We start from the raw sequence: 13,660 nt of genomic DNA, 5'->3' as shown, positions 1-13,660 counted from the left end.
AATTCGGCCGGATGAAGTGGATTGACGACGGTGCCGAACATTCGACACGCTACGATCGGCGGGTCTCAGTGAGAACTGACTGGTGGTGCGAGTGCGTCCGACACGGCGAACGGCGATGTGGGAGGTGCCCGTGCGAACTGGTGCCACAACACCGACCGGTGGTCGGGGTTCGCGTGCCACGGGCGTTGTGGCCGGGTTCGTGCTGAAGCTGGGCCGGCAGGCGGCCGGGCTCACCCAGGAGAGGTTGGCCGAACTCCTCGGCGTCGATCCCAGCACCGTGCAGGGTTGGGAATCGGGACGACGTCCACTGGCCGCCGTCGGTGCCGGTGAGCTGGTGAAGCTCAGCGCGAGGCTGTCCAGAGCGGGAGCGCCGGCGTCCACCGGACGACACCTGAACGAGGCGATCGAGGCGGACCTCGTACTCGCCACCGGAATCACGGCCGGTGACTCGTGGGTCGACCCCGATCAGCACCCACTCGCCGCCGCGGTGCACCGCAAGACCATCACCAATCTGATCACCTGGCCCTTTACCGGCAGCACGCCGCCACAATTGGGTGAATTCATCCCCAAGGTGCCCCGTCGGGGCCCGGTCACACCACACCCGCTGTTGCACGCGGACGAGCGCCTGCGTTTCTTCGATCACTTGACGCACGTGGCGGAAAGAGCCGGGCACGCAGGTGAACCACTTCTGCGACGACAGGCCGTATACCTGCTCGGATTCGATCGGCGTGCGCACGTGGTCGACTGGCTGCGCGACGAGTGGCATCGGGTAGGCCGCCGGACGATCATCGAGAACGACGTCACCGGACTGCTCGAAGCGCGCTCCGCTTCGGTCGCCCTGGCCTCGACCGGGGAGGGAGAGCACATCCACGACTTCGTGGACCGGATGTCGGGTACGCGCGACGAGGTGGCGAACTTGAACTACTGGGCCTACTGGATCGGCGAACTCGGCGACGTGCGGACGGACGACTCCTTCATGCGGGACGCGGACACCGGCACGTGGAGCGGGAGCGCGCTCCTCGCCCACCTCGCGAATCGCCTCGATCCGACCACGCCCCACCTCCCGCTCAACCTGCACACGCTGCACGCCCTCGTCGCCTCGCGGCCGGCGCTGCTCGACGTCCGACCACGCCTCCGCGCCTCGCTGACCGAGTCCCTGGATCGGCTGTCCTCCAGTGACTCGCTGTCCCGAACAGGACGGGACCAGGTGGCCGGTCTCCACTACGTCCTCCGCATCTCCGGCCGCTAAGGGAGAACACGTGTCAGACGACGCCGCCGCACTGGCCGCCTTCGGGTACGAGTTGGGGGTGCTCAAGCGCATGCGCCGGGCCGGGTGGTGGCACGCGGGGGTGCGGGATCCCGAGTCGGTGGCCGAGCACACGATGCGGGTGGCCCAGCTCGCGGCGCTGATCGCGGCCGAGGAGGGTGCCGATCCGGTGCGAGCGTCGTTCCTCGCCCTGTGGCACGACACCCAGGAGACCCGCACCGGGGACCTGCCCCACACGATCAGCGGGTACGTCGCCAAGCCCGATCCCCAGGCGATCACGGCCGACCAGACGGAGCGGCTGCCGGAGAGGTCGCGCCGGGTCGTTCGGGACGCGGTCGAGGAGTACGAGGCGAAGGAGTCCGGCGAGGCGCGGTGCGCGAGCGACGCCGACAAGCTGGAGATGCTGCTCCAGGCCGTCGAGTACCGCGACACCGGCGTGCGACGGGTCGACGGGTGGATCGACTCCGCCCGCGGGAGTCTCCGGACCGAGACCGCACGCCGGATCGCCGAGGCCGCGCTCACCCTCTCGCCGCTCGCCTGGCGTGACCGGTAGGCGTCAGGTCGAGGCGCGCACCACCAGTTCGGTCGGCAGGATGGAGGCGGCGGGTGGTTCGCCCTGGATCTGCTCCAGCAGGAGCCGGACCATCTCGCGGGTGATGCGCTGGAACGGTTGCCGCACCGTCGTCAGCGCGGGCCGGGTGGAGGTGGCGATGCTGGAGTCGTCGAAACCGCCCACCGCGACGTCCTCGGGCACGCGGCGGCCGGAGTCGTGCAGCACGTTGAGCGCACCCGCCGCCATCAGGTCGGACGCGACGAACACCGCGTCCAGGTCCGGCGCGCGTTCCAGCAGCGAGGCCATCGCCGCCTCGCCGCCCGCACGGCTGTAGTCGCCGTGCGCGATCAGGTCCGGGGAGGCGTCGGGGCCGAGCACGTCGTGGTAGCCGGCGAGGCGTTCGACGCCGCCGGGCGTGTCCGGCGGGCCGGTGATGGTGGCGATCCGCCGCCGCCCGCGCGACCGGAGGTGCTCGACCATCTGCCGCGCGCCCGAGCGGTCGTCGGCCGCCGCGTAGGCGACCTGGCCCTCGTGCCCGATCGGCTTGCCGCAGGCCACGACCGGGATGCCCGAGTCGCGCAGCTCCTCCAGCAGCGGGTTGCCGGTGTGCGACGACACCAGCAGCACGCCGTCCACGTGGCCCGCGGCGATGAACCGGCTGGTCCGCTTGCGCTCCACCTCGGTGCTGGCGGTCATCAGCAGCACCGGCACGTCGAGTTCGGCCAGCTCCTGGGTGCAGCCCTGGAGCAGGATGCTGAAGTTGGGGTCCTCGAACAGCCGCTGCTGCGGTTCGGTGAGCACGAAGGCCACCGAGTGCGCACGCTGCGTGACGAGGCTGCGCGCGGCCGGGTTGGCGACGTACCCGGTGGTCCGCACGGCCTTCAGCACGGCCTCCAACGCGGCCGGGCTCACGTTGCGCCCGCCGTTGAGCGCGCGCGACACCGTGCCGCGCGACACCCCCGCGGCAGCCGCCACGTCGTGGATGGTCGGCCGGTTCCGCGCCGCCTTGCTGCGCTCGACGCTCATGGCTCCCTCATGCTTTCACCGCTCCGGAGAGCAGGTCGATGCGCCAGTATCGCTGCAACGTGAGGAACAGGGCGATCAAGGGCAGCACCGACACCAGCGAACCGGTGACGACCAGGGTGTAGAGCGCGGGCGTGGTGTTGCCCTGCTTGAGCATCGTGTAGAGCCCCAGCGTGACCGGGAACTTCCCGTCGTCGCCGAGCATGATGTAGGGCAGCATGAAGTTGTTCCAGATCGACACGAACTGGAACAGGAACACCGTGACCAGGCCCGGGACCATCATCGGCAGCGCGATGGAGCCCAGGATCCGCACCTCGCTCGCGCCGTCCGTGCGGGCCGCCTCGACCACGTCCTCCGGCACGGACGCGGCGGCGTAGACGCGGGCCAGGTAGATGCCGTACGGGCTGATCACGCTCGGCAGCAGCACGGACAGGTAGGTGTCGGTCAGGCCGATCTCCGACATCAGCAGGTACTGCGGGATGGCCAGCACCACGGCCGGCACCAGCACGCCCGCGATCAGCGCGTTGAAGATCAGCGCCCGGCCCCGGAACGCGTACTTGGCCAGCGCGTACCCCGTGACGCCGGACAGCGCCGCCGACAGCAGCGCGCCCACGCCCGCGTACAGCGCCGAGTTCGCCATCCACCGCCAGAACACGCCGTCGCGGTAGGAGCCGAGCTCGCCGAGGTTCGCCGCCAGCGACGACCCGACCGACAACGTCGTCGTGGCGAACAGCTCGCCCGTGCTCTTCGTCGCGGCGACCACCACCCACGCCACCGGGAACAGGCAGTACACCGCGCCCACCAGCAGCACGAACGTCGGCAGGCCGCCGAGGCGCGCCCTCACCGCTCACCCCCGAACGCCCGCGACCGCGTCACCCGCAGCAGCACGAAGGAGATCGCGAACATCACCACCGCGATCAGCACCGACGTCGCGGCGGCCGAGTAGAGGTCACCGCGGCCGAACGCGTCCTGGTAGACCTTCATCAACGGCGTCCAGGTGAGCGAGAGCGAGTTGGTCAGCGGCGCCAGCGTGGTCGGCTCGGCGAACACCTGGAGCGTCGCGATGATCGAGAACAGCGACGTCAGCACCAGCGCGGGCGCCAGCAGCGGGACCTTGATCCGCAGCGCGACCTGCCACGGCGAGCAGCCGTCGATCCGGGCCGCCTCGTACAGGTCGCGCGGGATCGAGCGCAGCGCGGTGTGGAGGACGACCATGTTGTAGCCGACGCCGCCCCACACCGCGATGTTGGCCACCGCGAAGTAGATCCCGGTCGGCGACAGCAGGTCCACCTCGGGCAGCGACAACGCGCGCAGCAGCTGGTTGAGCGGGCTGGTCCCCGGCAGGTACAGGAACCCCCACAGCAGCGACGCGATCACGACGGGGATCCCGTACGGCAGGAAGATCGCGATCCGGCCGAACCCGCGGGCCCGCACCCGGTCCTCGTCCAGCAGCAGCGCGAACACCAGGGCCAGCCCGAGCATCGTCGGCACGAGGACCGCGCCGTAGGCGAGCACCCGCAGCGCGCCCGCGCCGAGCTCGGCGTCGGTGAGGGCGCGCGCGTAGTTGTCCAGGCCCACGAACACCTCGGACCGGCTGCCCCGCCCCAGCCCCAGGCCCTTGACCTCGGTGCGGAACAGGCTCAGGTACACCGTGTAGGCGATCGGCAGCGCGAACACCAGCACGAACAACACCACCGCGGGGGCCACGAAGGCGTACGGCGCCAGCTTCGGCGCCGCGCCACCCCGCGTGGTCGCACGCTTCGACGGCACGAGCTCAGCCGCCGACCGTGAAGCCGTTGGCCTTCATGTCGTCCACGGTCGCGGCCTGCATCTTCGCCAACGCGGGCACGAGGTCCGCGCCGGCGCTGATCGCCTCGCCCATCGCGTTCTTGTACGCGGTGTAGGTGACGTTGACGTTCGGCCCCCAGGTGAAGCCGGACGACGTGGCGGCGATCTTCGCGGCCTCGGTGTGGAAGTCCGGCTGGTTCGGGAAGAACGCGGGCGGCTTGGCCTGCGCCTGCTGCGCCGAGGTGGCCGCCGGGTAGATGCCGCTCACCGTCACCAGCGCCTCGACGGCGGCCGGGTCGGTGTTGAGCCAGAGCGCGAACTCGGTGGCCGCCTCCTGCTTCTTCGAACCTGCGGTCACGGCGGTGGTCGAGCCGCCCCAGTTGCCGGTGCGCGGCTCGGCCGGGTCCCACTGCGGCATCGGGGCCATCGCCCACTTGCCCTGCGTGCTCTCCGCGTTGCCCTTGAGCACTCCCGGCGCCCACACCGCGCTCAGCCAGCCGATCTGCGTGCCGTCGTTGAGCGCCTTGTTCCACTCCGGCGTGTACATCGGCGACTTGTCGACCGCGCCCTCGGCGACCAGGCCGCTCCAGTACCGCGCGACCTTCCTGGTCGCGGCGTCGTCCACGGAGACCTTCCACGCGTCGCCGTCGACCGACCACCACGACCCGCCCGCCTGCTGCACGAGGCCCGCGAACCAGCCGGGGTCGTTGGACGAGAACGTGCCGAGGGCCTTCTCCGGGGCCTTGGCCCGCAGGTCACGGGCGGTCTGCGCATAGTCGTCCCAGGTAGTCGGCACCGTGAGGCCGTACTGCCGGAACAGGTCGGCGCGGTAGTAGAACATCATCGGGCCGGAGTCCTGCGGCACGGCGTAGACGCCGCTGCCGCCGAGCGTGACCTGGTCCCAGATGCCCGGCGCGAACTTGTCCTTGGCGCTCCCGGCGTGCTCGGAGATGTCGGCCAGCACGTCGTTGCTGACCAAAGTCGGCAGCGCCTGGTACTCCACCTGCGCGAGGTCCGGCGGGTTGCCGCCCTTCGCGCTGGTCAGGAGCTTGGTCACCAGGTCGTCGCCCTGGGCCTGCTTGCTCACCACGACCTTGACGTCCGGGTGGGCGGCGTTCCACCGGTCGACCACCTTGTCGATGTCGGGAGCCCACGCCCAGAAGGAGAGTTCGACCGGGCCGTCGGCGGTCTCCTCGGCGCCGCCGCCGCAGCCCGCGAGCAGGGTGAGGCCGAGTCCGAGTGCCAGGGCCTTCTTCGCGATGTCGAGTCGCATGAGGTCTCCGGGGGTTCCGCGTCGCTGACGCCGCTGCCAGCGAGAACCACGCTGTGAACGTGCACAGTAGTTGTCCCGAGGTGACGCGTGTCAACCACTTGACACCCTGTCTTATCTGCACCGTAATCTGCAAGAAGACCGTGCACGTTCACAGCCGCTGGAGTGTTCATGACATTTGTGGCGCCTCGCCAGGCCGACGAGCGGGCCGCCGGGGACCCGTTCGCACCGCGGATGCCGGTAGGCGTCGACGGGCTCGTCTACGGCGGGGACTACAACCCCGAGCAGTGGCCGGAGGAGGTGTGGGTCGAGGACGTCGAGCTGATGCGGCGGGCCGGGGTCAACCTGGTCAGCGTCGCGATCCACGCGTGGGCGGCGCTGGAGCCGCGGCCCGGCGAGTTCGACTTCGGCTGGCTGGACCGGCTGCTCGACCTGCTGCACGGCGCGGGCATCGCGGTCAACCTGGCCACGCCGACCGTCGTGCCGCCCGCCTGGCTCTACCGCGCGCACCCGGCGATCAGACCGGTCACCCGGGACGGCACGGAGCTGGAACGCGGGTCGCGCGCGACGTTCTGCCCGAGCGCGCCCGCCTACCGCCAGGCCGCCGCGACCATCACCCGGCGGCTCGGCGCGCGCTACGGCGACCACCCGGCCGTGGCGCTGTGGCACGTGCACAACGAGTACGGCGCGCCGGTCGGCGCGTGCTACTGCCCCGAGTCGGCCACCGCGTTCCGGCGCTGGCTGCGCGCCCGGCACGGCTCGTTGGACGCGCTCAACGCGGCCTGGGGCACCAGCTTCTGGGGTCAGCGCTACGGCGAGTGGGCCGAGATCGAGCCGCCGCGCGCGTCCGGCACCACCGGCAACCCGGCGCACGAGCTGGACTTCGCCCGGTTCTGCTCGGACGAGCTGCTGGCCTGCTACACCGCCGAGCGCGACATCCTGCGCGAGCACTCGACCGTGCCCGTGACCACGAACTTCATGACCACCAACTGCAAGTCGATCGACTACTGGCGCTGGGCGCGCGAGGTCGACGTGGTGGCCAATGACCACTACCTGACCGCCGAAGCCGACCGCAACCACATCGACCTGGCCATGTCGGCGGACCTGACCCGCGCGGTGGCGGGCGGGCGGCCGTGGATGCTCATGGAGCACTCCACCGGCGCGGTGAACTGGCAGCCGCGCAACATCGCCAAGCGGCCCGGCGAGATGCGCCGCAACAGCCTGGCGCACGTGGCGCGCGGCGCGGACGCGGTGATGTTCTTCCAGTGGCGGGCTTCCCGCTTCGGCGCGGAGAAGTTCCACTCCGCGATGCTGCCCCACTCCGGCACGCGCGGCAGGCTGTGGCAGGAGGTCGTGCGGCTGGGCGGCGACCTCGGGGCGCTGCGCGAGGTGCGCGGCAGCGTGGTGCGCGCCGACGTCGCCGTGCTGTGGGACTGGGAGTCGTGGTGGGCGCTGGAGCTGGACTGGCGGCCCTCGGTGGACCTGTCGTACCGGGAACGGGTCGGCGCGTTCTACGAGCAGCTGTGGGACGCCCGGCTGACCGCGGACTTCGTCGCGCCGGAGGCGGACCTGACCGGGTACCGGCTCGTGGTGGTGCCGTCGCTCTACCTGACGTCGACGGCGGCGGCGAAGGTGCTGCACGACTACGTGGCCGGTGGGGGCACGCTCGTCGTGTCGTACTTCTCCGGCATCGTCGACGGCAACGACACCGTGCACCCCGGTGGTCACCCCGGCGCGTTGCGCGACGTGCTCGGCCTGGAGGTCGAGGAGTTCCTGCCGCTGCGCGCCGGCGAGGAGGTCTCGCTGGACGGCGGGCTGCGCGGTGACGTGTGGGCCGAGCACATCCGGCCGGCCGGCGCGGAGACCGTGCGCTCCTACGTGGACGGTCCGGCGGCGGGAGGGCCGGCGGTGACGCGGCACCGCCTCGGGGCCGGCACCGCCTGGTACGTCTCGACCCGGCTGCGCGGCGCGGCGCTCGACGCGGTGCTGCGCGAGGTCTTCCCCGCCGCCGGCGTCGAGGCGCGCGACGACCTGCCGCGCGACGTGGAGGTGGTGCGCCGCAGCGGCGCCGACGCCGACTACCTGTTCGTGCTCAACCACACCGACGCCGAGGTGCGGCTGGCCGCGTCCGGCACCGAGCTGCTCACCGGGCAGCGCTGCGAGTCCGAGCTGACCGTCCCGGCGGGCGGCGCGGCCGTGCTCCGGACCTGAGCGGGTCCACCGGGGTCGTCCGGGCGCGTGGCCGGACGACCCCGGTCAGCACGCCGACCGGTCAGTCGATCGCCCGGCACTCATCGCCGAGCAGACCGTCGTCCGCGTAGGCCACGCCGTACCCGCACACGAACTTCTCGTTGCCGTCCTCCACGGTGAACGGCCCGGCGAACTCGCCTTCGGGGACGGGTTCGCAGCCGTACGCCGCGATCCGATCACCCTGGTCCTCGATGCGCTCGCACGTGAAGCCGGGGTCGTCCATCGCGGTCCACGTGGTCGTGGCGCCGGACATCTCGACCGTCGCGGCGGCCGTGCCGCCCACCGCGCCCACCACCGCGCCGGCGGCGAGCACCACGGCTCCGAGGATCAGTCGTCGCATGTCATGTCTCCCTGTCACTGAACGGTTACTGCCCGCTCAGAGCACCACACCAGGACCATGATCGTGCCGTCGAGCGCTTGAGCGCCCGGGCAAACCACACGACCGGGGGCAGCGGATCCGACTACCCCCTCTTGCGCGGTACTGCGCATACCGTAGTACCCTTCACCGCACACCACCGGGGAGAAGCGCATGGACACCAGCCAGCTGCTCAAGGGGGTGCTGGACCTCGCCGTCCTTGCCGTGCTGCGCAAGGAGGACGGGTACGGCTACGACGTGCTGCGCAGGCTCCGCCAGGGCGGCCTGGACGGCGTCGGCGACGCATCGGTCTACGGCACCCTGCGCCGGCTCTACAACGCCGGGCTGCTCACGTCGTACGTCGTGCCCAGCGAAGAGGGCCCGCACCGCAAGTACTACAGCCTCAACGAGCCGGGCCGGGAACGGCTGCTCGAATCCGGCAAGACCTGGAAGTCGTTCGCGCGGACGTTGGACGACCTGTTGGGGGAGGGTGCATGAGCACGCAGACGAACACCGAGGTCAAGCACTACCTGGACGCCATGCGCGACGTGCTGTCCGACCTGCCCGCCGCCGAGGTCGCCGAGATCATGGACGACGCGGGCGCGCACGTGGTCGAGGTCGCCGAGGAGATGGGCGACGAGTTCTCGGCCGCCGCCCTGATCGACCGGCTCGGCACGCCGCGCGCGTACGCCGAGGAACTGCGGGTCGCGGCGGGGTACCCCTCCCCCACCGCGACCCCCGCGCCGGCTACCGGCGACCGGCAGGTGGTCCTGGCCAGGTTCGCGTTCTGGAGCCTCGTCGCCGCCACGGTGGTGGCGTTCGGCTTCGCCGCCACCCGCGGCGACATCGTGGAGGCGACCGTCCTGGTCGGCCTCTGCGCCGCGCTCGCCACCGTGCTGGTCTTCCGGCAGAAGGGCCTGTCGGCGGAGGTCGCGCAGCTGCCGGAGGCCGTCGCCGTCAAGGACGTGCTGGCCCGTGCCGCGAAGTCCGACCCGCAGCAGGCGTTCGCGGGCCTGCGCCCCTTCCAGCCGCTGTGGTGGGTGGTGCGCGCGCTCCTCGTCGCCGGTGGCGGCATGATGGTGCACCGGCCGGACGGCACGTTCCTGGTGGCCCTGGTGCTGGCCGCGCTGTCGCTCGTGGCCGGTCCGAAGGCGAAGACCGACCGCCGGTGGCTGTGGATCAGCCTGCCCTCGACCGGGTTCGCCCTGGGCGTCCTGCTGCTCTTCCTCGGCAGGCTGTTCACGAACTTCGACAGCTACCCCGTCAGCAGCTCGTACTCCTACACCCCGCCGGTTCCGGAGGCCCGCGGCAACATCTACGTGTTCGACAAGGACGGCAAGCCGCTGACCGACGTCCACCTCTACGACGAGGACGGCCGCCCGCTCAACGCGCCGTGGTACGGCTGCGAGAGCGAGAGCCGCAACGACAACCGCTACCCCCGCCCGCAGGTGGTCCACGACGAGAAGGGCTGCCACGAAGAGCCGGGCGTCCCCTTCACCGTCGTGATGCCGACCGTGCCCACCAGCACCACCACCACGACCACGGCACCGTCGACCGTCACCCAGTCACCCGTGCCGACGACGACCGCGCCCACGACAACCGCGCCCACGACGACCGCGCCGACCACGGTGACGACCACGGGCTGACGCGACGGCGCCCCGTCACCAGGGGGTCGGCGGGGCCGTCGAGTCGCGGACGACCAGGTCGGTGGCCAGTTCGACCCGGTCGGTCGCCGGCGGGTGGCCGGCGATCAGCCCGGACAGCATCCGGCCCGCCTGCTCGCCCATCGCGGCCAGTGGCTGGCGGACGGTGGTCAGGGACGGGGTGCAGCGGCGGGCGGCGGGGAGGTCGTCGAAGCCGACGACGCTCAGGTCGGCGGGCACCGACAGGCCCGCGGCGCGGGCGGCTTCGACCACGCCGAGGGCCTGCTCGTCGTTGGCCGCGAAGATCGCCGTCGGGCGGTCGGGCAGGCGGAGCAGTTCGGCGGCCTCGCGCCGGCCCCCCTCGCGGGTGAAGTCGGCGTGCCGCACCAACGCGGTGTCGGGCGCGATGCCGGCGCGGCCGAGGGCGAAGCGGTAGCCGGCCAGCCGGGCCCGGCTGCACAGCACGTCGGGCGGGCCGCCGACGACGCCGATCCGCCGGTGCCCGAGCGACAGCAGGTGCTTCACCGCCGTGACGCCGCCCGCCCGGTTGGTGGCGGCGACGATCGGCAGGTCCGGCGTGGCCGCGTCGACCGGGTCGATGTGCACCAGCGGCACGCCGGCACGCGCCAGCACCCGTTCCTCGGCCGCGCTGATCGGGCACGTCACCAGCAGCACGCCGGCGCGCCGCGCGTCGACCAGGTCGGTCGCCCACGACGTGCCGCGACCGGTGGCCGAGGACAGCACGACGTCCAACCCGGAGTCGACGACGCCCCGCATCACCTCCATGGCCCACGCGCTGTTCAGGGCGGGGAAGACCAGTTCCACCAGCGGTGCGGGAGGGCGCGGCCGGTCACTCCGCGCCCGGCGCACGAGGCACGTGCGTTCGAGGATCTTCAGCGCGCTCACAGCTCCGACACTATCGGAAATTCCACGAAACACAATGAAGCTCTGAGCTGCAACGATTCACCAAGATTATCGGACTGTCGCCACAGGAAACCCTGAAGTAGCGATAGCCTTTCGCAAAAGTTTCGAAGGTGCGGAGGTGCCGGCAGAATCCCCACCGTCCGAAGTCGACGGTCGGAGGCAACGCGGTGAAGTACTTGATGCTGATCTACGGCAACGAGCAGGTGTGGAACAGCGTGGACGCGGCGGAGTTCACGAAGCTGGTCGCCGACGTGGACGCGTTCAACGCGGACCTGCGGGAGTCCGGCGAGCTGGTCGACTCCCAGGGCCTGGTGGCGAACCCCCGGTCGGTGCGCGTGGTCGGCGACGCGCCCGTCGTCACCGACGGCCCGTACCTGGAGGCCAAGGAGTACGTCGGCTCCTACTTCGTGGTCGACGTCGACAGCGAGCAGCGGGCCCTGGAGATCGCGCGGTCCTACCCGGCGCTTCGCTACAGCCGCGGCCTGGGCGGCGGGCTGGAGGTGTGGCCCCTCATGCGGCACGGCGACGACGACCTTTGACCGCCGTCGAGCACGTCCTGCGCACGGTGACGCCGCAGGTGCTCGGCATCCTCGTGCGCCGGCACGGCGACTTCGCGCGGTGCGAGGACGCCGTGCAGGAGGCGCTGATCGACGCCGCCGGCACGTGGTCGCGCGACGGCGTCCCCGAACACCCCCTCGGCTGGCTCACCACGGTCGCCGCACGCCGCTACGTGGACCTGGTGCGCTCCGACGCCGCGCGGGAACGCCGGGAGCAGGCGGTGTTCGACGCCGTGCCGCGCGACGCGCTGCTCGCGCCGCCGCCGGACGCCGAGCCCGCCCGCGACGACCTGCTGGAGCTGCTGTTCCTGTGCTGCCACCCCGTGCTGACCGCGCCGTCCCAGATGGCGCTCACCCTGCGGGCCGTGGCCGGGCTGACCACCACCGAGATCGCCGCCGCGTTCCTGGTGCCGGACAAGACGATGGGCCAGCGGATCTCCCGCGCCAAGCAGCGGCTGCTGGAGGCGGGCGCGCGGTTCGAGCCGCCCGCCGACCGCGAACGGGCGCTGGCGGTCGTGCTGCACGTGCTCTACCTGCTGTTCAACGAGGGCTACAGCGCCAGCGCCGGTCCGCGGCTGCGCCGTCCCGACCTGACCGGGCAGGCGGTGCGGCTGACCCGTGAGCTGCACGAGCGGCTGCCCGACTCCGGCGAGACGGCCGGGCTGCTGGCGTTGATGCTGCTGACCGAGGCCCGCGGCGCGGCCCGCACCGGCCCGGACGGCGTGCTGGTCCCGTTGGCCGAGCAGGACCGGTCGCGGTGGGACCGGGCGGCCATCGCCGAGGGCGCCGACCTGGTGACCCGCAGCCTGGCCGCCCACCCCGTCGGTCCGTACCAGGTGCAGGCGGCCATCGCGGCCGTGCACAGCGAGGCGGCCACCGCCGAGGACACCGACTGGCCGCAGGTCCTCGCGCTGTACGACGTGCTGGAGCGGCTGGCACCCAGCTCGGTCACCGCGCTGAACCGGGCCGTCGCGCTGGGCGAGGTGCGCGGTCCCCGGGCCGCCCTGGACGTCGTCGCCGAGCTGGCGCGGGGGGCGCTGGCCGGCAACCACCGGCTGCTCGCCGTGCGGGCGCACCTGCTCGAACGGGCCGGTGACCGCACCGCCGCGAGCGAGGCGTTCCGGCAGGCCGCGCGGCTCGCCGGCAACGTCCCCGAGCAGCGGTTCCTCCTCCTGCGGGCGGCCCGCTGCGCATCGGCCGAAAAAACTTCCGAGCGGACGTAGAAGTCGCGTCGTCGGCTCCGATCCCCTCCCGAGCGACGCCGTCGGGCGTCGCCGGGAGGAAGGAACGCAGCCATGACCAAGGTGACCGCGCAGCTGTCGGTGTCCCTCGACGGCTGCTACGCCGGACCGCGCCACGAGGGCGGCGGCGACTGGCTGCACTCGGCGGAGGCGGCGGCGTTCTTCCGCGTCACCCGCTGGGCGATCGGCGCGATGGCGTGGCGGGAGCGGCAGGGCATCGCGGGCGGTGAGCGGGACGTGAACTCCGACGTCATCCAGGAGAGCTTCGAGGCCGCGGGCGCGTACGTGATGGGCCGGCGCATGGCCGACGGCGGCGAGGTGCCGTGGGGCGAGGAGCCGCCGTTCCGCGCGCCGGTCTTCGTGGTGACCCACCGGCCGCGGCAGACCCTGGAGCGCGAGGGCGGCACCAGCTTCACCTACGTCACCGAGGGCGTCGAGAGCGCGGTGGCGCGGGCGAAGGCGGTGGCCGGCGGCAAGGACGTCGCGGTCGCCGGCGGCGGTTCGCTGGTCCGCCAGGTCCTGGCCGCCGGCCTGCTGGACGAGCTGGAGCTCCACATCGTGCCGGTGGTGCTCGGCGACGGCCTGCGCCTGCTGGACGCCGACCTCGGGCTGGGGCAGGAGGAGGGCATCGAGCTGACGCCCACCCGGGTCCTGCACACCCCGGGTGTCACGCACGTCCGCTACACCGTGGAAGGCCGCGCCCCGCTCGTGCTGGACGACCGGGGTCGCGGCAACTGAGGACGTCACCGGTGCGGCGGGGTCCACTCCCCGCCGCACCGGGACAGGGGT

At 72.1% G+C, this 13,660-nt stretch carries 14 protein-coding genes; 8 read left to right on the top strand and 6 right to left on the bottom strand.

The genetic code is table 11. The features are described 5' to 3' along the window. Positions 1 to 187 precede the first annotated feature (187 nt). On the top strand, positions 188 to 1,249 hold the full coding sequence (locus tag ACQPYE_RS05815; protein ID WP_498719748.1) for a helix-turn-helix domain-containing protein: 1,062 nt from the start codon (positions 188 to 190) through the stop codon (positions 1,247 to 1,249). A 10-nt stretch (positions 1,250 to 1,259) separates the two neighbouring features. Continuing rightward, on the top strand, positions 1,260 to 1,820 hold the full coding sequence (locus tag ACQPYE_RS05810; protein WP_498719745.1) for an HD domain-containing protein: 561 nt from the start codon (positions 1,260 to 1,262) through the stop codon (positions 1,818 to 1,820). A 3-nt stretch (positions 1,821 to 1,823) separates the two neighbouring features. Here the strand turns inward: ACQPYE_RS05810 and ACQPYE_RS05805 are convergent, their stop codons facing one another. From ACQPYE_RS05805 to ACQPYE_RS05790, 4 genes are read right to left on the bottom strand one after another with little or no spacing between them, the layout of a single operon-like run. Then, positions 1,824 to 2,846 (bottom strand): LacI family DNA-binding transcriptional regulator, encoded by a 1,023-nt coding sequence (locus ACQPYE_RS05805; RefSeq protein WP_498719744.1) that lies wholly within the window; start codon positions 2,844 to 2,846, stop codon positions 1,824 to 1,826. A 7-nt stretch (positions 2,847 to 2,853) separates the two neighbouring features. Continuing rightward, positions 2,854 to 3,687: a carbohydrate ABC transporter permease gene (locus ACQPYE_RS05800; RefSeq protein ID WP_498719742.1), complete on the bottom strand. Its 834-nt coding sequence runs from the start codon at positions 3,685 to 3,687 to the stop codon at positions 2,854 to 2,856. Beyond that, positions 3,684 to 4,613 (bottom strand): carbohydrate ABC transporter permease, encoded by a 930-nt coding sequence (locus tag ACQPYE_RS05795; protein WP_498719740.1) that lies wholly within the window; start codon positions 4,611 to 4,613, stop codon positions 3,684 to 3,686. The genes ACQPYE_RS05800 and ACQPYE_RS05795 overlap by 4 nt, the downstream gene beginning before the upstream one ends. A 4-nt stretch (positions 4,614 to 4,617) precedes the next feature. Further along, on the bottom strand, positions 4,618 to 5,904 hold the full coding sequence (locus tag ACQPYE_RS05790) for an ABC transporter substrate-binding protein (protein ID WP_498719738.1): 1,287 nt from the start codon (positions 5,902 to 5,904) through the stop codon (positions 4,618 to 4,620). Between the two features lie 168 nt (positions 5,905 to 6,072). Between ACQPYE_RS05790 and ACQPYE_RS05785 the strand changes: the two genes are divergently transcribed. Then, positions 6,073 to 8,112 (top strand): beta-galactosidase, encoded by a 2,040-nt coding sequence (locus ACQPYE_RS05785; protein WP_498719737.1) that lies wholly within the window; start codon positions 6,073 to 6,075, stop codon positions 8,110 to 8,112. Positions 8,113 to 8,173: 61 nt separating this feature from the next. On the opposite strand, the gene ACQPYE_RS05780 is transcribed toward ACQPYE_RS05785, so the two are convergent. Next, the gene (locus ACQPYE_RS05780) at positions 8,174 to 8,491 is read right to left on the bottom strand and encodes a hypothetical protein (RefSeq protein ID WP_498719735.1); all 318 of its coding nucleotides are present in this window, start codon (positions 8,489 to 8,491) and stop codon (positions 8,174 to 8,176) included. A gap of 189 nt (positions 8,492 to 8,680) precedes the next feature. Here ACQPYE_RS05780 and ACQPYE_RS05775 point away from each other — a divergent pair, with 189 nt between their 5' ends. Beyond that, on the top strand, positions 8,681 to 9,004 hold the full coding sequence (locus ACQPYE_RS05775) for a PadR family transcriptional regulator (protein WP_123743866.1): 324 nt from the start codon (positions 8,681 to 8,683) through the stop codon (positions 9,002 to 9,004). Beyond that, positions 9,001 to 10,152 carry a DUF1700 domain-containing protein gene (locus ACQPYE_RS05770; RefSeq protein WP_498719733.1) on the top strand — a complete coding sequence of 384 codons (1,152 nt, stop codon included), beginning with the start codon at positions 9,001 to 9,003 and terminating at the stop codon, positions 10,150 to 10,152. Before ACQPYE_RS05775 ends, ACQPYE_RS05770 begins: the two co-directional genes overlap by 4 nt. A 15-nt stretch (positions 10,153 to 10,167) precedes the next feature. Here the strand turns inward: ACQPYE_RS05770 and ACQPYE_RS05765 are convergent, their stop codons facing one another. Then, positions 10,168 to 11,055 carry a substrate-binding domain-containing protein gene (locus ACQPYE_RS05765; protein ID WP_498719731.1) on the bottom strand — a complete coding sequence of 296 codons (888 nt, stop codon included), beginning with the start codon at positions 11,053 to 11,055 and terminating at the stop codon, positions 10,168 to 10,170. 185 nt (positions 11,056 to 11,240) lie between these two features. Here ACQPYE_RS05765 and ACQPYE_RS05760 point away from each other — a divergent pair, with 185 nt between their 5' ends. From ACQPYE_RS05760 to ACQPYE_RS05750, 3 genes are all read left to right on the top strand, one after another. After that, positions 11,241 to 11,612: a YciI family protein gene (locus tag ACQPYE_RS05760; protein WP_498719729.1), complete on the top strand. Its 372-nt coding sequence runs from the start codon at positions 11,241 to 11,243 to the stop codon at positions 11,610 to 11,612. Next, the gene (locus ACQPYE_RS05755) at positions 11,609 to 12,853 is read left to right on the top strand and encodes an RNA polymerase sigma factor (RefSeq protein WP_498719728.1); all 1,245 of its coding nucleotides are present in this window, start codon (positions 11,609 to 11,611) and stop codon (positions 12,851 to 12,853) included. The genes ACQPYE_RS05760 and ACQPYE_RS05755 overlap by 4 nt, the downstream gene beginning before the upstream one ends. Positions 12,854 to 12,925: 72 nt before the next feature. After that, a complete protein-coding gene (locus ACQPYE_RS05750; protein WP_498719727.1) occupies positions 12,926 to 13,609 on the top strand; it encodes a dihydrofolate reductase family protein in 684 nt (227 codons plus the stop codon). Positions 13,610 to 13,660 lie beyond the last annotated feature (51 nt).

The organism is Actinosynnema sp. CA-299493 (genome assembly GCF_050946825.1).
In the GTDB taxonomy this organism is placed as follows: domain Bacteria; phylum Actinomycetota; class Actinomycetes; order Mycobacteriales; family Pseudonocardiaceae; genus Actinosynnema.
Note: the sequence above shows the minus strand (reverse complement) of the source record. Positions and strands in the feature narration are given on the sequence as shown.

Bases quoted from the DNA above. Each gene is read 5' to 3' on its own strand.
- ACQPYE_RS05805 (WP_498719744.1), bottom strand. From the start codon at position 2,846: ATGAGCGTCGAGCGCAGCAAGGCGGCGCGGAACCGGCCGACCATCCAC.
- ACQPYE_RS05790 (WP_498719738.1), bottom strand. From the start codon at position 5,904: ATGCGACTCGACATCGCGAAGAAGGCCCTGGCACTCGGACTCGGCCTC.
- ACQPYE_RS05785 (WP_498719737.1), top strand. From the start codon at position 6,073: ATGACATTTGTGGCGCCTCGCCAGGCCGACGAGCGGGCCGCCGGGGAC.
- ACQPYE_RS05780 (WP_498719735.1), bottom strand. From the start codon at position 8,491: ATGCGACGACTGATCCTCGGAGCCGTGGTGCTCGCCGCCGGCGCGGTG.
- ACQPYE_RS05775 (WP_123743866.1), top strand. From the start codon at position 8,681: ATGGACACCAGCCAGCTGCTCAAGGGGGTGCTGGACCTCGCCGTCCTT.
- ACQPYE_RS05770 (WP_498719733.1), top strand. From the start codon at position 9,001: ATGAGCACGCAGACGAACACCGAGGTCAAGCACTACCTGGACGCCATG.
- ACQPYE_RS05750 (WP_498719727.1), top strand. From the start codon at position 12,926: ATGACCAAGGTGACCGCGCAGCTGTCGGTGTCCCTCGACGGCTGCTAC.